This is a genomic window from Paenibacillus sp. BT-177, assembly GCF_025846815.2.
GTDB classification, from domain to species: Bacteria; Bacillota; Bacilli; order Paenibacillales; family Paenibacillaceae; genus Paenibacillus; species Paenibacillus polymyxa_C.
This window is the reverse complement of record NZ_JAOYTP010000007.1, coordinates 97753-116863: the sequence shown is the minus strand read 5'-3', so window position 1 is coordinate 116863 and position 19111 is coordinate 97753. Positions and strand designations below refer to the sequence as shown.

The following is a 19111-nucleotide window of genomic DNA, read 5'->3' as shown; positions in this document are numbered from 1 at the left end:
CCAAAGATAATTTAGTTCAAATGGCATATAAAAGACAAAAAAGGCTGCCGAGAAAATCTCGACAGCCTGAACAACCGGGATTACTTTATACAGTACCCCATGTCCGATCTCCTGCCAAATATTTTTCAGTCAAAATAGACAGCAGTTGAATACCGACCTCGTTATGTCCTCCCTCAGGAAGGATCAGGTCGGCGTATTTCTTGGAAGGCTCAATAAATGCCTCGTGCATTGGCTTAACCGTCGTCAAATAGTGATCATGGATCGAATGGATGGTGCGACCGCGTTCCTCAATATCGCGAAGAACCCGACGAAGAATGCGCACATCAGGATCCGTATCCACAAATACCTTAATATCAAGCAGGCTGCGGAGTTTTTCGTCTGACAGTACGTGCAGACCTTCCAACATAACGATATGATTTGGCAAAAGCTCTACCGTCTCGTCCGTGGAGCGGGCATGAACCGTAAAGTCATACACGGGCGCTTGAGTTGCTTGTCCTTTTTTTAGACATTGGAGATGCTCAATCAGCAAGTCGTTATCAAAGGCAAACGGATGATCATAGTTGACCAAAGCACGTTCGTCATAACTCAGATGTGAATGGTCTTTATAGTAGTTATCCTGAGATATGAAAGTCACTTTATTAGATCCCAGACGCTCAACGACGGCGCGTGCGACCGTCGATTTACCGGAACCTGTACCGCCGGCAATACCAATAATAAGCATGGCGTTTCACTTACCCTTCCCTAAATGTATCCCGATACAACTAAAGTATTGTAGCACAATGCACACTTTTTTTCATCACTGTTGCGCGTTGTATTTCTTCCATTTCCGTATCTTGGCTCTGAATGTTTTAAACGGTGCTACAGAGTTAATGTGAATCCATCTCGCCATAGGCCAGTTCGGATTGGTGCCCGTCCACTTGTGAACGCCCTGGGTGAAGAGTTCTTCATGACTGAGTGTGTCCACCCAATCCAGCCACGTTTGCTCAGCCAGCTTGAGCATATTTCGTAATTCATATAGAGAGTGGTCTGAATAGGTCTTGTAGAATGATTGGTATAGTTCGCCTAGTCTATTCCACTTATAATTTGGGGCGGGCATGATGACGGTTTTTCCCTCTCGTTCGTCTCTGTCCCAACTCATGACAAGATGAAGCCATCCGAGCTGGTAGGCAATCATCTCTGCGGGTGTTTTATCGACTTCGTCGATTCGAGTATCCTTGTGGCTTTCGTCGATCTCTTGGAACTCACTGTCAAACCGTAAGTAGGAGGTATGAATGGCTTCTTTTAACTCTGATTTGGAAGCATATTCGTAGCTAGACATCTAATCGCTCCTTTACATGATATTGATGATACTCACCCTTTTATATGTATCATTCTCAACATGACAACCGTATGTCTTATTCAAAAATAAAAAAATCTCGTTTTTTGTGATTTTATGAAACATCATTTGGTGTGTTCGCGAAAAAGAACGAAAAATTAATAGAAAAATTAAGACAAAAGATAAGTAATTAGACATATTTTAATATTTATTTAAGTGCCTATAATTATTGGAGTATAGCGATTAGGGCCCTCATTGGTGTGTGGATATGATTCCATCCATCAGTACGTTATATACCGTTTGCTTTAGTATTCATGAATCTAATTGAGAAGGGAATTGTGATATGAAATCGAGTTTGTTAAAAAAATGTGCAAGTGTAATGTTAAGCAGTACGTTGGCACTGTCTTTATCACTACCGCTTTTAGGCCATGTACAGGCTGATGAGAATGTACAGGTAAGTGATGATTTTGAACAAGGAGAAGCTCAAGGATGGTCTGCAGGTTCAGGGAACTGGTCTGTGGTCAAGGACGGGAATGGTTCTACATACCAACAATCTAGTCGAAGCGAAAGCCATTCCGTTAAAGGCAATACCTCATGGACGAATTATAGTGTGCAAGCAGATGTATATGTAAATGATTTTAATGGCTCTAATCGAGTATATGTGGCAGGTAGATACACGGATTCAGATAACTTCTATGCAGCATCATTGTACAATAAGAAAGGCGGAGCCCTTGAGATTCGTAAAAAGGTTAATGGCTCTATGAAGACATTGGCTACCAATAAAAAATACAAACTAGACACCAATACATGGTACAGAGTGAAGCTGGAGCTATCCGGTTCGGAAATCAAAATGTATGTTAATGATCAGCTGGAGTTGTCCGCCACAGACACTAGTCTCACTGCTGGAGCTATGGGTCTGGTAACGTCTAAAGCAGTTGCCCAGTTCGACAATGTGATTGTATCGGGTGCTTCTTCAGAAGGGAATGCAAGTACACCACCTGTGAAGCCGACACCGGGTACAGAACAACCAACTCCAGGGATGGACCCCGGTGTAACCTCCAAAAATAATTATAATTTGACTGGCTTTTCGTATGGTAATACAGGTGGTGGGAACATTACCGATACGGATGCTAATTACAAAAAGGTGTACAATGCTGTAGATCTCAACGAAGCACTGAAAAAAGGCAGCAAAGTTAAAGTGATTGAAATTATGAACGATCTGGACCTTGGCTGGAATGAAATCCCTAGCGCTGCGAAGGCAATGCCATTTAGCGCCAACAATCCTGTACAAACACATCCTGTTCTGAAAAAGACAGGGGTGAGCAAAGTCTATATCGAGAATATGAATGGAGTTACGATTTTCTCGGCCAATGGTGCGAAAATCAAGCATGCCGGTTTTGTCATCAAACGAAGCTCTAATTTGATTTTCCGTAACCTTGAATTTGATGAACTGTGGGAATGGGATGAAGCAACCAAAGGAAACTATGACAAGAATGACTGGGATTATATTACCATCGAAGGTGCAAGCTCTAAGGTATGGATCGACCATTGTACATTTAACAAAGCCTATGATGGCCTGGTAGATGTGAAAAAGGGCAGTAACGGAGTTACGATTTCCTGGTCCTTGTTCAAAGGAGATGACCGCAGCTCCAACAGCTGGGTAACCCAACAAGTCAATGCCATGGAAGCAGATAAGTCCTCCTATCCTATGTACGCTTATTTGAGAAGCAGTGCAGTGGGCATGAGTAAAGAAGATATCATTGTTATTGCAGCAGGACAAAAGAAAGCGCATCTGGTGGGTGCCACGGAAATGGCAGGCGACAATGCGGATTTGGAAGTGACGCTGCACCATAATTACTATCTGGATATTCAAGACCGTATGCCACGTTTGCGCGGTGGTAATGCTCATGCATATAACATCGTTATGGATGATGCTGGATTGGCCAGAGCTAAAAAAAGAATTACGTCCGACATGGCCAAAGCGATCGCTGCCAAAGGGTACCATTTTGACGTCGTGGGTAATGGTGCGATTTCAACAGAAAACGGGGCAGTGTTGCTAGAAAAATCGTATTTAATAGATGTGTTTTCTCCAGTGCGTAATAATCAAAAAGACCCTAACAAAGCGGATTATACAGGTAAAATCAAAGCCGAGGATGTTATCTTTTCGGACAACGGTGCCGTGTTCAGAGGAGGCAGTGACGCTGCGAATAGCCCGGTAGCTCCTTATCCAGCGAAGGCAAAGAGCTTCTCTTGGAATGGGTTCACAACGTTGCCATACAGCTATACAGCCGAAGACCCTGCCAACCTGGTTGCTCAATTGCAGGCCAAGGATGGAGCGGGCGCAGGCAAGCTGAACTGGTCGAGTGAGAACTGGCTCAAAACGGTGTACAATACAGCCGCTACGAAAGACGTACAAGTAGAAGAAGATTCTGAGTAGGTAGGTAGTTTGAAAAAAGCAGTCAGGACAGATACGCTCTGTTCCTGACTGCTCTTTTTGTTAACTACAGTCTAGGCTGCGTTCGGTACGAACTTAACCAATAACGACAAATGAGGATACGCCAGCAGGTACGGATCTAACGCGGAATAATACTCCATCATCTCTAAAAGTACGCAGAATATAAGGCTGGTTCGTAGGTGTGCGGACTCTGTTGAATCGGGCAGTACCAAAGCGGTCGAAGCCTGCAGCTTGAACAAAAGTTCCATCTAAACGCCGGAGTGTTGCAAAAAATCCAGACGTGTTAAAAGGTACACCATCATTGTTAGCCCAGATAACTGTAAATCTACGAAGGGTTTGTGTTGGACTCACATTGCGATATCTCGTAACAGGAACCTTTCTGCCCGTAGATTTCAGCGTTTGTGGAGGACGAATGGCCACTTCAAATCAACTCCTTTGTTGTGATGAGATATTAAATGCACACAAAGGAGCTTTGGACCGTGCTATAAACTACGGCTTCCTAAAAATAGGCATGTAGTGAACTCAAACTGGTACTCCATATACATTATAGTTCAATTTGGGACATCATTATGCCCACTCACGCCGTAGTGTAAAGAGGTCTTTTAACGCGTCTGTAGACAGCTCAGTAATCCAGCCTTCGGTACTGGTTATGATTTGGTCGCTAAGCTGCTGCTTGCTCTCCAGCATTTCATCAATGCGTTCCTCGAGCGTGCCCAGCGAGATAAATTTGTGCACCTGTACATCCTTCGTTTGTCCCATCCGATAGGCTCGGTCTGTGGCTTGATTTTCAACAGCCGGATTCCACCAGCGATCAAAGTGAAAGACATGATTGGCAGCTGTCAGGTTGAGACCCACCCCCCCGGCTTTGAGCGATAAAATAAACACAGACGGCTGCTCGTCAGGAGAGAGCGTATGCGATTGGAATTGGTCAATCATTCGGTCACGCGCAGTTTTGGACGTGCTACCGTTCAGATAGAGCACAGGCTCTTGGAGCTCCTGAGCGAGTACCTGCTGGAGCATCTGACCCATACCAATATACTGCGTAAAAATAAGGCAGCGCTCGCCCTCTTCCCGTAGCTCCTTGACCATAGCCAGGATGCGCTCCAGTTTGGATGAACGGCTAATGATCGCCTCAAGATCGGGCTGACTATAACCAGAAGCTGCTGCATCCAGAAGCGCCTCCTTGGTTAAAAGAGCAGGGTGGTCACAAAGCTGCTTCAACTGGGTCAGAGCTGACAAAATAGCTCCTTTGCGCTCGATCCCCTCCAGCTTCTGCATCCGTTCCATCAGTTCTTTAACAATCTGATCATAGAGCGCACCCTGCTCGGAGGTAAGGTGAATGTATGTTTTCATCTCGTTCTTGTCAGGCAAATCAAGTTGTATCGCAGGGTCCTTCTTTTTGCGCCGCAGCATGAAGGGCTGAACCAGCTTCTGCAAATCCATCGTGCGTTGCTCATTATGTTCTTTCTCAATAGCATTCATAAAGCGATTGCTAAAGGCGCGTGAGCTGCCCAGATAACCTGGATTGATAAAATCATAAATGGACCATAGCTCGGACAGCCGATTTTCAATAGGTGTTCCTGTCAACGCGATACGATGACGTGCAGGGAAGCTGCGCACAGCTGTGGATTGCTTGGTTTGCGCATTTTTAATGTTTTGCGCTTCATCCAGACAGATCGAATCCCAAGTCATGCTTTGCAGCAGCTCTTGATCCAGAGTTGCTGTAGCGAAGGAGGTCAGGATGACATCGGCCTGCTCGACTTTTTCGCGGAACAAGTCTCCCTGCTCCCGCTTGCCTCCATAGTGCAGCATGACTCTTAATGAAGGAGCGAAGCGGCTGAGCTCCTTCTGCCAGTTGCCCAGCACCGAAGTCGGGCAAATCAGCAACGAACTGGAGCGTACACCCGTCTCAGCGGCAATTTCCTGTAGGTGCAGTAAATAAGTAATAAATTGCACCGTTTTGCCGAGCCCCATATCATCGGCCAGACAGGCGCCCAATCCAAAGCGCCGTAAAAAGGCCAGCCATGCGTATCCGTCCCGCTGATATGTCCGCAGCTCGGCTTGCAGTCCATCCGGCACGTCCAGAGCGGGCCATTCCGATTGCCGTCCGAGCTGGCTGATCAGCTTCAGCAGATGGGCGTTCAGCTCTACTTCCAGTCGGAAGCGTGCCGGGTCCTCCGGCTGCTCGCCCGAGGCATCGCCTTCAGGCTCGTCGGTGTTGCCAAGCATATGCAGCTGCAGAATGTCCTGAAAGGACAATCCCTGAGCGCTGTCGATTCCGTCCATGGCGCGGCGGATTTGCGCCAGCAGCGCAGGGTCGAGCGCGATCCATTGCCCGCGGAAGCGCACCAAGCGCTCGTTGCGAGCCACGAGCTCGGCGAATTCCGACTCGCTCAGATCGGCATCGCCGATGGCCACACGCCAATCGAACTGGACAATCGAGTCCAGTCCGAACAGCGAGCTGCCCTTCGAGCGCTCTCCCGCTCCCTCGCCGGGGCGAACCTTGGCCCGCAGCTTTGGCTTCTTGCGGGTGGCTGCCTCCCACCAAGCTGGCAGCAGCACCTGCCAACCACTTTCCAGCAGACGTTGGCTGTCGGTCGTCAGGAATTGCCACGCTGCTTCGTCGGAGAGCGGGCGACTCAGTATGTCATCGCGGCTTCCGGCACGCTGCCCTGCGGGCAAAATAGCGGTCAAGCGTTCCAGCCATCCGCCTGAGCGCTCACGCACATGCACCGTCCACGCATCGGGCCATGAGCCGGATGCATATCCATCATCGGCGAGCTGTACAGGCACCAGCAAGGCCGGGTCCTGCTTGTCCTGCAACACAAGCTTGAGCTTCCAAGATGGCTCGTCGTCCTCCAGCTCTGGCTCCAGTAGTTGCAGAAGCGGGCGAAATGGCGCGGTATCTGCCTTCCATCCAATGGCGATCAGCCAGGCTTGGGCATCCAGGCCTGCCGCGACCTGGCGTTGGGGAGCGAAGAGAATCGGATATTCTCTTCGCAAATCAGCGGCTTCCGCTTCAGTGCCGTACCAGCGCTGAAATACAGCGGCCGAGAACGCCGCTACCAGCCCTTCGCGCTCGTTCTCATCCAGGTTGTCCAGCAAAGCAAGCTCTGCTGGTTGGATGTTTTCCAATGCTTCTGCATCCCACTTCCATTGCAGCTTCCCTGCCTGGAACGACGTGAAGTTGGGCACATAGGCTTTTGTTTCAATACAGTGAGCCAATAGAGGGATCAGCCGAAGCCACGGGGCATTGGCCTCGTCCCAGATCCATTCGATATGCTGTAGAAGCTCCTGCTCTGCCAGAAAAGGAATTACTTGCTCCGAGGGCAACACGATAATATCTGTGTCTTGAACATGCTGAATCTCCAGCTCGGTGCCATAAAATGAAGCCTCATGCCAAGCAAACAAACGCTGCTTCAACATTTGACCGGAAATGCTATAGTTCATGGAGGAATCGCCATAGATCAGCGCGTCCCCATAGGTAGTTAATTGAATATGCACCGTAATCGTTTCGGTATATTGGCTCATGATAACAATTTCCCTTTCCGCAATTCCTCCTGCAGCGCCCGCAGGCGGCTGTGACGGCTGGTAAAGGTCGTGAAGAACAGCTCCCAGCGTGTTTCTTGCTTCATTTTCTTGTACAGCTTGAACAATCGCTTTAACAGCTTAACCGCTGCTTTATAGCTAGATCTGTTTTTTTCCAGCACATAACGTTCTACCGCTTGATGGTAAAAGGGCAGCAACAACTCAGGCGCGTTCTTTTCAATAGGTTGCAGCACGCTCACCCGAAAACTTAAAGGTTCACTGCGTATGCTTAGCTGATAGTCGATCCATTGCCGCCATTTTTCATGAGCAAGTAGAGCCTCTTCATACATTCCACCCGCAAATGGAAGCATACCCTTCAGCGTGTCCCACATGTCCTCCTCTGCTTCTGGAAGGTGCTGCAAAACCAGCTCCCAATCATGCATATAATCCTGTAAATGATCATCCCGATGACTGTGAAGGAGGGGGCCGATATGTCGCAGTCCGTTTTTGAGACGTACCCAATCTTCGGCCTGTCGCAACGCATGTAGGAACAACAGCAATTGGCTGGAGGAGATTTTTAGTGGAAAAGCCCGTTCAGCCTCCTGTAGTAGTTCCCAGGCTTTATGATCCTGCGCTTGGTAAACATACATCCAGCTCTGAGCCAGCATCCACGGAAGCCGTGCCAACCTTGCACCATGCTCCTCCTCAGCTGCATGTAAATGCTGCAATTCCTCCGTATATATGTTGGAGTCCTGCCTTGCAGGATGCACCCAGTACAGCCAAAACTGATAATACGCGTCTGAAAAATAGGTACCGTTCCGCGACTCTGTCAGCATTTTTCGGCGCAAATAAGCTAAAGTTTCTGCCATACGAGCTTCATGCATCGGTTCATCAGTCAGCTCCAGTGGACGCTCAAAATCACGCTCGATCGCCTCTTTCAGCTCATCTGCGGCGATTTGGGTGTAGTAACCCATATAGGTATGAGTGGGATAACCCGTCATGGGGGCCTGAGGTACCAGCTTTTCCAGCACACGCAGATGAGCATGCAGTCCATATAGCTGCTGCATGCCAGGTGAGAGCGGCGGCTTCACAGCGTAGATCGAAGATAAAGCACTTTGGACATATTGAGAATTTTGTGTGTGCACATGGTTAAGGGCGATACACTGATCAAACAGATCATGCCATTCGGAAACGGGCATGTCCGGTATGTTGCTTGCTGTTTTACTGAGAGCATCTCGTGTTGTTTCCTTGTGCTCCAGCGAAAGGTTCGACCGGAAAGTAGGTGGGGTACGGGTGTCTGCTTTTGCAGCCAGCCGAGTGAATCCCGCCGAATGAGCGTTCACTAATGCATGGACGGAACGTTCCTGTTCATTCGCGTAGTTCAGCAATACGGCGATCATATGCTTGCAGTTGGTGCGAACAGGACATGTACATCTGCTGGCAGCAAAAGCACTCAAGTGGAGATCCACTTCGTAGAGCTCATTCCCATCCACGACAGCCGCAATATGGTCAGCATCAGGCATTGCGAATTCTTTTACCTTTCCCTGCTTAAAGTACTGAAAACCTCGTTTGATTGTCACATCATTAAAATGGTCAGCCACGTTTTGAATGAGCTGCTGCCACTGTATATCATCCATAAGATAGGTTGGTTTCATATGCAATAGTCTCCTAAGAGAGAATAGTTGATCTGGAAGTAGCTTAACTCTTCCATTATATCAGTTCACGAATGTAATTGAGTGGAGGGAGCAGTTGGAAAATTTCGAGGAATAAACGCTGGTTAAAAAGTAAAACCCCTTACGCTATAGCATAAGGGGGGAGTCATTGGCAAGAGCGAGGAGATACCCTTTACTGTTTTCCATCCGTTTTTTCTGTTCGATGGAAGACCATAGAGATGACAAGAAGCACCGAAGGTACTGCTGCACATACAACAATTCCAACATAACCTATTATTTTATCGAAGTTGCCTATTTCAATAAAATTTTGGGGATACATGCTCAGGCCAAATAACATAAATAACGGGAGATAACAGATATACTTGTTCCACTTCTGGGTGAGCTGGCTGATTCCAGTAACAATATAGAAATAATAATTTGAGGCGGTCATGAAGATTTTGATCGTCCACAAAATGATAAATAATATTTCAAATCGTTCCAGGAACGCACCGGGGAATTCAATTTGCTGTGCAAAAGAAACGACGGGCCACTGCAATCGGGAAACTTCTTCTACTGACATACAGCCAATGACCATCGTTACCATTAAAATATACAAACCCATTGCAATCGAGTAGCCAATCCACCCGGCCTTCCATGCTTTTTGTGGGTGGGTCATCACATTAGTTAATATAAGGATGGATTCAAAACCCATTGTAGAGAAAGGTATAACTTTAAGTGATTCAAAGATCGGACGCCAACCTTTATGGAAAACAGGGCGCAAATTATCAAGATTAAAATGGTTGATATTAAGAATGATCAACAATAAAAAAACAATAAAGGTTAAAGGAAAAAAAAGCTCGATCAATCGCACCATTGCATGGAGACCGCCCCAGGTCAAATACCCAATAAGCAGAAGAAACGGCAAGAGAATCATGCTTATCGGGGTTCTCTCCAGTGCAAGACCTTTGAGGAATTCCGCCATCATTCTACATACAAGAGAGCAGATCATCGTGCAAAATACAATAAATGCGATATTGATCAGAAAGCCGATGAATTTACCTGCAATCACAGGATTGAACTCATAGAACGTCTTCCCTGGAAATCTATGGCACAATTTAACGTGGATAAAAATGACGACGATCCCAAGCAGAGTTGCCAGCAAAAGTCCCTGCCACACGTCGGGTGTTTGCGTCTTCTCCGCAATGGTTCTTGGTAAACTGACAATACCCACAGCATACACGGTCGAAGTGACGGTAAATAAGGCTTGCAGGGTAGATATTTTTTCCTGTTTCATGGAAGGTATGTTAGACATTATTCACCCTCTCCTTTTGTATAAGCGCCAGTTCGCTCTATCTGTACCTTAGCCTTAACATTGATCGGTATTTCACTGAATGTATCTTGCCAATTTTCCTTTACCCGATCCCAGTAAGCGGGATATTTCACTTTTACTTTTGTGCCAAAACCGACCACATCTGCTCTCATTTCTTTCTGGAGTGTGTTTAGCGATTGGGATACGGTCTGTTTGATTTCATCCTGTGCCTCTTGTTTAGCAGTTTGAATGAATGATTCCTTCAGGAAGTCTTCAGAACTAACCGTGCTTTCGTTTAGTTTAATATCTGATTTAATTCGAACTGTGAATGAGAGGTCCTGCCCGTTGAGGTGGGGAATAAGTTTTGTGTGGACATCCTCAACTTCAAACACCACGGATTGATTTGACTTTGAGCTCTCAATTCTAATAATTGAGCCCTTCGTTTTTCCCAGCATCCAGTTGATTCCGATGACATCCTCTTCGTCCAGCCAATAAGCAAATTTCTTCGTTTTGCCGCTGACCAGAGCTGCGCCTGAGAAGTGGTTGCCTCCATTGGTTTCTAGACATTGAATGAGGAAGTCAGCTCCTTGTGAGATATGCGTAGAAATTTCTCCTAAGGTTATTCTATAAGGTATTTTTGAGTTTAAATTGCTGTTTTTAGCCATTGCTTCAAGGTCAATAGAAGGTATCTCTTGATGTTTACCGATCTTATTGAGCGCTTCTTTTGCATTGCCTTTTATGATCATAACAAGTGATTTTCGACTTGGTTTATAGGAGCGAGTAAACGTATCTAACAACTGGTCGATTCTTCTTTTTTGTATAGCTTGATCACTAATCAAAATCAGGCGAATAAAACTATATAAAGGAGCACGAGATACCTGCTTAGCCTGTTCCCTGGAAGCAGACTGGATGGAATCTTTATTGAAGGTTGTTACGTTGCGATACATATTTTTTCTGGATTTCTGCGCGATTAAGTGCTGGTAGGTAAGTTCCAGCATATTCTGCTGATCCGTATCAATGGCGACGCCTTGAATAATACTCAAGTTATCGATCTCTCTGCTATCCCAACAACCGGTGAGTAGAGTACACGCGATCCATGCGGCAAAGCATTTTTGTACCCATAGGGTGCGACGAAACAGAAGGCCGTAAGAAATCATAGTTTTACTTCCTTTTCCTGTTAGAGTGTGTTTCGTCCTGTGTCTTTAGCATCATAGGACGTTTTCTGAGATATTTATAAGGAACCCGAACCAAGGTGTCTTGTTGATCTCTTAGCCGAACAGGGGCTAGGGGTGACATGTAAGGAACTCCAAAGCTTTTGATTTGGACCATGTGTACGCCTAAACAAATAAAGGCTAAAATTACTCCATAAAGCCCAAAAACCCCTGCGATCATCATAATGGGAAAACGAAGAAGCCGAATTCCGATACTGCCGCTGTACTGCGGGCTTGCAAAGGACGCAATGGCAGTAAGACCAACAACAATAATCAGAAAAGCACTTACAACCGCCGCCTCGACAGCTGCTTGTCCAATAACAAGACCGCCTACAATACCGATGACCTGTCCTATCCCTTTGGGTAGCCGCAGACTGGCCTCGCGCAATATTTCCAATGCCAATTCCATAATTAAAGCCTCCACAAAAACGGGAAAAGGGATTCCCTCCCTTGAGGCAACGATAGATATGACCAGCTCAGGCGGGATTAATCCAGGATGGAAAGAAATCAGTGCAACGTACAACGAAGGCAGGAATGTTGCAATGAACAAAGCCATTAAACGAAGCATGCGGAAAAATGTCCCTAAGGGGAAACGCTCATAATAATCTTCTGGCGATTGAGCCAGCATCCAGAAGGTCATGGGAGCAATTAGGACAAAAGGGGTGCCATCTAGCATAATGACAACCCTCCCTGACATTAAGGCCGTTATAGCTTTATCCGAGCGTTCAGAGGCTTGAATCTGGGGAAACGGAGACCATGGATGTTCCTCGATCCATTGCTCAATAACCCCGGTATCGGAAGCATCATCCACATCAATCGTTTCGACTCTTCGCTTAACTTCTTGAACTAGCTCCGGATTTGCGATATCCGATATGTACAAGATTGCTAATTTACGGGAAGATCTCCTTCCTATGGTTATTTTGTCTATTCTGAAACTAATATCTTTGATGTGCCTTCTAACCATTGCCAGGTTGCTTTCCAAATCCTCAATAAAACCTTCCCTTGGTCCTCTAACCAAAGTTTCGGTGCTGGGTTCCTCAACACTTCGCGAAGGAAATTTGCCTGTAGAAGCAAAAAAAACATCATCAGTCCCTTCGATCAGCAGACAAGTATTGCCCGATAACACTTTGCTTACACACGTTTCAAGGTCTGTCCCTTCTTTCATATCGATCGTAAATGCTGTCTGCTGTATCAACTCCTCCTTTATTTTGTCAGGATTAACTGGGGAGTGGTTTTCACGGATTCCAGTTAAAATGAGCGGCTTGACGATTTGTTCGTTAATCATACTTGTATCCGCAATACCGGAGAGATAGATCATAATGACATGAATTCCCGTTTGGCCTACATTCATTTTTTTGAAGACGACATCAGGAAGATGACCCAGAGTCTTTTCAAGATAATCTAATTTTGCCTCGAGTGGTCTTGCCAATGACGTTTCCCCCTTCAAAAAACTTAAGCATGATATGCATGTAATATGTGTAAAATAGTGATAAATATTCATGAATCCTTTTTCGGCAAAAGCAAAAACGAACACCTAATGGTGTTCGTCTTTAGTCATACATAACGCTATATGAACTTAATCAGAATGGGATCATTTTTTGAACTCGTAAAAATGTTCCTCCAGCATGCTCAAGGAAAGCTCGGCTGTAGTGGCTACCACGATATCCGCACCTTGCATTTGCGAAGGTGTTCCTACACCGACCGCGAACATCCCGGCACCCTTGATCGCCTGTATGCCAGCCTGTGCGTCTTCTATGCCGATACAGTCGGCAGGCTGAACGCCTAGATTCGCAGCTCCGGCGAGGAAAATTTCCGGGTCAGGCTTTCCATGCGGAATGGCAGTAACATCCACCACACTGTCAAAATAGTGCGCTAGCTCCAGCCGATCCAGTATAAACGCTGCATTTTTGCTCGCAGAGGCCAGCGCGATGCCAACTCGGGCTTCACGCAGCTCCTTCAAAAGCGCTTGAATGCCCGGAAGAACGTCTGAGGGAGTCAAGGCTGAGATGAGCCGCTGATACTCGGTGTTTTTTTGTATAGCCAGTTCTTGCTTGCCTTCTTCTGATAACGTATCGGACAGGTTACCGCGTGCCAGTATTTTGTCGAGCGATTCCGTACGGCTGATTCCTTTTAACTGTTCATTAAATTCCCGATCAAAAGGGATGCTGAGCGCTGCCGCCAGGCTACCCCATGCCTGAAAATGATATTCGGCGGTATCTGTAATGACTCCGTCCAGATCAAAAATAACTGCTTTCATTTGCTTTCCCCCTGTCTGGTCCATTTATGAAGCACTGCTCGCCATTAACGACTGCCCACTGGTAATATGCGTTGGCTGTCCATACAGCTCCAGCGTGAGCGGTTCTCCGTCCAGCAGGGTAATGACTACTTCACCCTCCTGTACGAGAATACTTAGCAAGCGGCCGCGATAGTTGATTTTAAACGTATATTTGTTCCAGTCCTTTGGCAGAAAAGGGGAGAAGCTTAATGTTTCATTATAGGTTCTCATCCCGGCAAATCCCTGTACAATCGCCAGCCAGCTTCCTGTCATGGAGGTGATATGAAGTCCGTCTTCGGTATCGTTATTATAGTTATCCAGATCCAGACGGGCCGTCCGTTTATACATTTCGACTGCCTTATCCTCCATTTTGAGTTCAGCAGCCAGCACGGCATGAATCGAAGGAGACAGACTGGATTCATGAACGGTCATTGGCTCGTAAAAGGCAAAATTGCGCGCTTTTTCCTCCAGCGTGAACTGGTCTCCAAAGAAATAGAGCCCTTGCAGTACATCCGCTTGCTTAATGAAGCAGGAACGCAAGATTTTATCCCAAGACCATTTCTGATTAAGTGGCAGATTGCTAGGATGCAAAGTGGATACAGGCTGCAAATCCTTATCCATAAAGGTATCGTGCTGTACGAAGACGCCCCGCTCTTCATCATAAGGATAGTACATGTTGTTAATGATATCTTGCCAATGTGCACGCTCATCAGCTGTTACGGCCAGGCGCTGCGATTTCTCAGTCGAAATTTGAGGCAAGACTGACAAAGTATATTTTAGAACCCATGCAGCCAGTGTATTGGTATACCAGTTGTTATTAACGTTATTTTCGTATTCGTTTGGCCCGGTAACCCCGTGGATCATATACTGCTGACGGCTCTTGGAGAAATGAACTCGATCGGCCCAGAAACGGCTAATTTCGACCAGTACATCGATCCCGTAGTCATGCAGATAGGTCAAGTCCCCCGTATAATTGGTGTAATTGTAAATGGCATAGGCAATTGCACCGTTACGATGGATTTCTTCGAAGGTAATTTCCCATTCGTTATGGCATTCCACGCCTGTAAAAGTGACCATAGGATACAATGCCCCGCGAAGCCCTTGCTGGGTTGCGTTATGCTTGGCACCCTCCAGATGTTGATGACGGTACAGCAGCAGATTTCGCGTTACCTCCGGATCGGCAAGCGCCAGATACATAGGTACGGCATATGCCTCTGTATCCCAATAGGTGGCACCGCCATATTTTTCACCCGTAAAGCCCTTCGGTCCGATATTCAGACGGGCATCTTCACCGTAGTACGTAGAGAACAGCTGGAAAATGTTAAAACGTATTCCCTGTTGGGCCTCCGTATCCCCTTCAATTTCAACATCTGCCTTGTCCCAGCGTCTGGCCCAAGCGTCGATATGCTCTTGCTTAAGAGAGGTGTAGCCTTTGTTCACAGCTTCTACAGCGATGCGTTCACCTTGCGGAATCAATGCATCCTTTTCCATATCGCGTGAAGTGGTGACGGCTACAATTTTTTGCAGTTGGATACGGTCACCTGGCGAGACGTTGTATTGATAGTGGCGTGCAGCATACAAAAAGCCCTCTTCCGTCGTCTGCTCATCTTGTCCCTCGGTTACAATACCCATGGTAGCGTTTACGGTAAAGCGCGGAATACCGAAGGGATTATCTATCGTCGTTGTGGACAGGCTGATGAATTGCTCTTGAACCTCACGGGCTTCTTCCAGCCAAAATACCTCGTCATAGTTTGTGTCCTCATTTTTCGTATTGCCATCCAAATAAGGAACAAGCTCAATGCTTAAAGGCTGATCGCTTATATTTTCGACCTGATAATCAATCAGGCATAATTCACGTGTAGTAATGCTCAGAAAACGCTCTGTAGTGATACGAACCTGGTCGTTCACAGTACAAGCGCGCCGCAGGATTCCCTGCTTCATGTCCAGTTCCTGCACAAAATCGCTGATCTGTGCCGTAAATAAGTCCACTTCCTCTTGGTTTACAATCAGACGGATGCCGATGAAATTCATGGCATTGATGACCTTGCCGAAATATTCAGGATAGCCGTTCTTCCACCAGCCTACCTTTGTTTTGTCAGGGAACCATATACCGGAGATATACGTTCCTTGATGATGATCACCTGAATAAGTTTCTTCAAAATTGCCGCGCATGCCCATATAACCGTTGCCTATGGACGTTAAGCTTTCCTGTAATCGCATGTGTGTGCTATGTAGAGTGTGTGTTGTCAGCTTCCAACTATCTACGTCAAATAATCGGTTGTAAACCATGATTGCGTACCCCTCTCGGAAAATGAGATCGTTGTTTTAACGGAACCAATATATGAGCGAGTTCAGTATATAGTGCAACCGTTTGCCCTGTCAACGCAAAAAAAACTGATTTTATGAATATCCACAAAATCAGTTCTTGTTCATTTCTTAGAGATTCATAGTGTCTGGCTTGATTTGCGCTCTACAATTCGGTGGGGAACAATGATGTGCTTGGTCAATTCTTTCGGGTCTTCAATTTTTTCGATCAGACTTTTGGCAGCCTGATAACCAAGGCTGAAGATATCAATATCCACGGAAGTAAGTGGGGGATTCATCAGCTCAGCCAGCATCAAGTTATTGAAGCTCACCATGGACAGCTGCTCTGGCATGGATACGCCTAACTGAGCAAGCATTTTCTGTACGGCCATGGCTACAAGGTCGTCGCTAACGATCATCGCAGTAGGAGGCGGGGTAGCCTGCAATAACGTGCGCATGTCCTCTAGATTAAAGGGCTCCCTGACCACGTATTCCTTCGGTAGAGGCAAGCCGGCTTCTCGTAGTGCGTCTTGGTAGCCTCGGAGTCTTTCAAGATTTACGATGTGTTCCTGATCACCGCCAACATAAGCAATGCGCTCATGGTTCAGCCCCGTCAAATAAGTGACCACATCTTTGGCAGCCTGGTAGTTATCGTTGTCTACATGGGTAGTTTCACTGACAAACTGCTGAGGCTTGCCGATGACGGTATAGGGAATTTTCTCTTTATGAAGATACTCCACGATGCTATCCTTTTGCTTGGAGTACAGGACAATGTAGCCGTCAACGCGTCCGGTCCGGGTCATTAGCCTTACGCGGGATAGCAATTCATCACTCGTTTTGCCTGTGACAATCGACAGTGTATAATTGTGCTCGTTTACCCATTCGCTGATCCCGCGTAGGCTTTCCGGAAAGAAAGGGTTCTGAAAGATCGCCACGTCCGATTCAGGCATAATAATGCCTATTGACTGTGTGACACGGTTAGCCAGGCTTTGAGCGGAATAGTTGGGTTCATAGCCAAGCGCCTTCATTTCTTTGCGAACGCGTGCCTTGGTGGCTTCGCTGATTTTAGGGCTGTCTTGAATGACACGGGATACGGTGGAAGTAGCAACTTTAGCACGTTTTGCGACATCTTTGATGGTTACTGCCATCGTCTTCGTCTCCTTTTGCTATCTCAAGCAGAAAATATTATGTTCTATCATACGATATTGCTCCAATTTCAACAAATTAGCGGCTTTTTCGAGTATTTCTATCAGCATTAACCAAGATATTTATAACTAGGGTATTGCCAATAGAAAGCGATATCATTATAATAATCGTGCAACCGATTGCATAATTTTCTTATTGAGCACTACCCATGCTATACATACTATAAGGGATGGAGACTGAACGAGCATGAAAAAACTTCTATCATTTGATTTTTGGCAAAAGCTTGGGAAGGCACTTCTTGTGGTTGTTGCTGTCATGCCAGCAGCCGGGATTATGATTTCACTTGGTAAAGTAGTGGCGATGTTGGCTGGCGATATTCATTTCTGGGTGACTGTCGGCGGGGTCATGGAGAATCTGGGTTGGGGTATTATCAACAATTTACACATCCTGTTTGCCGTGGCGATTGGTGGTTCCTGGGCTAAGGAACGGGCGGGCGGAGCTTTTGCGGCCTTAATTGCTTTTGTTCTCATCAATATATCAACAGGAACGATTTTGGGCGTATCCTCGAAGATGCTAACCCAGGAAGGAGCAACCACTCATACTCTTTTCGGTGCATCGATTCCGGTCAGTGGTTATTTCACCTCTATTTTGGGGGCTCCTGCACTCAATATGGGTGTGTTTGTCGGTATCATCTCCGGCTTTGTCGGGGCCGTGGTGTTTAATAAATACTATAATTATCGCAAGCTCCCCGATGCTCTAGCTTTTTTTAACGGTAAGCGCTTTGTTCCGTTTGTCGTGATTCTCTGGTCTGTGATCGTGAGTTTGATCATGTCTGCTGTCTGGCCATTTGTCCAAGGCGGGATTAACCAATTTGGCGTCTGGTTGGCGACTTCAGGAGAGTCGGCTCCTTTTATAGCGCCATTTGTCTATGGTACACTAGAAAGACTGTTGATTCCTTTTGGTCTTCATCATATGCTGACCGTTCCTATTAACTATACTCAACTTGGTGGCGTTTACACGGTGCTCACGGGTTCTGGAGCAGGAAGCGTTGTTGCTGGGCAAGACCCGCTGTGGCTGGCTTGGGCTAGTGATCTCAGTGCGCTTCGTGGTACGGATCCGGCAGCCTACAACAGCTTGCTGGGAGACGTAACGCCTGCCCGCTTCAAGGTAGGACAAATGATCGGCGGAGCTGGCATCCTTATGGGGCTGGCAGTAGCTATGTATCGCCGTGTAGACAAAGATAAACGCGGCAAGTACAAGTCGATGATTTTCTCTGCAGCAGCAGCCGTCTTTTTAACAGGGGTGACGGAGCCGCTGGAATTCATGTTTATGTTCGTGGCGCCTGTATTGTATGTGGTTTATGCTATTCTTACCGGTATTGCTTTCGGAATGGCTGATATTATACATTTGCGTTTACATTCGTTTGGTATGATTGAGCTGCTGACTCGCTTGCCATTGTCTATAAATGCAGGGTTGGTGCAGGATATCATTAACTTTGTGCTGACTTGTGTAGTGTTTGCGGTAGCAACCTACTTTATCGCTTATTTTATGATCGGCAAATTCAAAATGGCTACGCCAGGAAGACTGGGGAATTATACAGATGAAGAGCCTCAAGCGACTTCCGAGGGAGAGAGTACAAAAGCCGATGGTTTGGCAGCGGTTTCAACTAAAAATCAATTGGCTGCGGATATCATCAAGACACTTGGGGGTGAGCAGAACATTGTCGAGGTGGATGCTTGCATGACCCGACTGCGTGTAACGGTGAAGGATACAGAAGCCGTCGGGGATGAAAAGACGTGGAAAGCGTTAGGCGCCTTGGGCTTAATTAAAGTAGATAATGGGGTACAGGCGGTTTACGGACCAAAGGCCGATGTGCTTAAATCAGATATACAAGACATACTCAATAGGTGATTAGC

At 46.5% G+C, this 19111-nt stretch carries 13 protein-coding genes; 2 read left to right on the top strand and 11 right to left on the bottom strand.

The window, feature by feature from the left end; all coding sequences use genetic code 11:
• Window positions 1-85 precede the first annotated feature (85 nt).
• Window positions 86-721, bottom strand: a complete 636-nt coding sequence (udk, locus tag OIU26_RS19660) for a uridine kinase (protein WP_013368919.1) — start codon at window positions 719-721, stop codon at window positions 86-88.
• Window positions 722-796: 75 nt separating this feature from the next.
• Window positions 797-1318 (bottom strand): ClbS/DfsB family four-helix bundle protein, encoded by a 522-nt coding sequence (locus OIU26_RS19655; protein WP_264217752.1) that lies wholly within the window; start codon window positions 1316-1318, stop codon window positions 797-799.
• Between the two features lie 340 nt (window positions 1319-1658).
• Between OIU26_RS19655 and OIU26_RS19650 the strand changes: the two genes are divergently transcribed.
• The gene (locus tag OIU26_RS19650) at window positions 1659-3752 is read left to right on the top strand and encodes a family 16 glycoside hydrolase (RefSeq protein WP_436449175.1); all 2094 of its coding nucleotides are present in this window, start codon (window positions 1659-1661) and stop codon (window positions 3750-3752) included.
• 93 nt (window positions 3753-3845) lie between these two features.
• On the opposite strand, the gene OIU26_RS19645 is transcribed toward OIU26_RS19650, so the two are convergent.
• The 9 genes from OIU26_RS19645 to OIU26_RS19605 all read right to left on the bottom strand — a co-directional run bounded on the left by OIU26_RS19645 (window position 3846) and on the right by OIU26_RS19605 (window position 17197).
• A complete protein-coding gene (locus OIU26_RS19645; protein ID WP_016820169.1) occupies window positions 3846-4190 on the bottom strand; it encodes a hypothetical protein in 345 nt (114 codons plus the stop codon).
• Between the two features lie 147 nt (window positions 4191-4337).
• Window positions 4338-7301 (bottom strand): DEAD/DEAH box helicase, encoded by a 2964-nt coding sequence (locus OIU26_RS19640; RefSeq protein ID WP_264217750.1) that lies wholly within the window; start codon window positions 7299-7301, stop codon window positions 4338-4340.
• Window positions 7298-8953 carry an SWIM zinc finger family protein gene (locus tag OIU26_RS19635; RefSeq protein WP_165083287.1) on the bottom strand — a complete coding sequence of 552 codons (1656 nt, stop codon included), beginning with the start codon at window positions 8951-8953 and terminating at the stop codon, window positions 7298-7300. The genes OIU26_RS19640 and OIU26_RS19635 overlap by 4 nt, the downstream gene beginning before the upstream one ends.
• A 190-nt stretch (window positions 8954-9143) precedes the next feature.
• Window positions 9144-10244 carry a spore germination protein gene (locus OIU26_RS19630; protein WP_264217749.1) on the bottom strand — a complete coding sequence of 367 codons (1101 nt, stop codon included), beginning with the start codon at window positions 10242-10244 and terminating at the stop codon, window positions 9144-9146.
• Between the two features lie 17 nt (window positions 10245-10261).
• On the bottom strand, window positions 10262-11416 hold the full coding sequence (locus tag OIU26_RS19625; protein WP_264217748.1) for a Ger(x)C family spore germination protein: 1155 nt from the start codon (window positions 11414-11416) through the stop codon (window positions 10262-10264).
• Window positions 11417-11420: 4 nt separating this feature from the next.
• The gene (locus tag OIU26_RS19620) at window positions 11421-12899 is read right to left on the bottom strand and encodes a spore germination protein (protein ID WP_264217747.1); all 1479 of its coding nucleotides are present in this window, start codon (window positions 12897-12899) and stop codon (window positions 11421-11423) included.
• Between the two features lie 162 nt (window positions 12900-13061).
• Entirely contained in the window at window positions 13062-13727 is a 666-nt protein-coding gene (gene pgmB / locus OIU26_RS19615) for a beta-phosphoglucomutase (RefSeq protein ID WP_264217746.1), read from the bottom strand.
• Between the two features lie 24 nt (window positions 13728-13751).
• On the bottom strand, window positions 13752-16034 hold the full coding sequence (locus OIU26_RS19610) for a glycoside hydrolase family 65 protein (RefSeq protein WP_264217745.1): 2283 nt from the start codon (window positions 16032-16034) through the stop codon (window positions 13752-13754).
• Between the two features lie 155 nt (window positions 16035-16189).
• Window positions 16190-17197, bottom strand: a complete 1008-nt coding sequence (locus OIU26_RS19605) for a LacI family DNA-binding transcriptional regulator (RefSeq protein WP_264217744.1) — start codon at window positions 17195-17197, stop codon at window positions 16190-16192.
• Between the two features lie 244 nt (window positions 17198-17441).
• Here OIU26_RS19605 and OIU26_RS19600 point away from each other — a divergent pair, with 244 nt between their 5' ends.
• Window positions 17442-19106 carry a PTS transporter subunit IIBC gene (locus tag OIU26_RS19600; RefSeq protein ID WP_165083273.1) on the top strand — a complete coding sequence of 555 codons (1665 nt, stop codon included), beginning with the start codon at window positions 17442-17444 and terminating at the stop codon, window positions 19104-19106.
• Window positions 19107-19111: the final 5 nt, after the last annotated feature.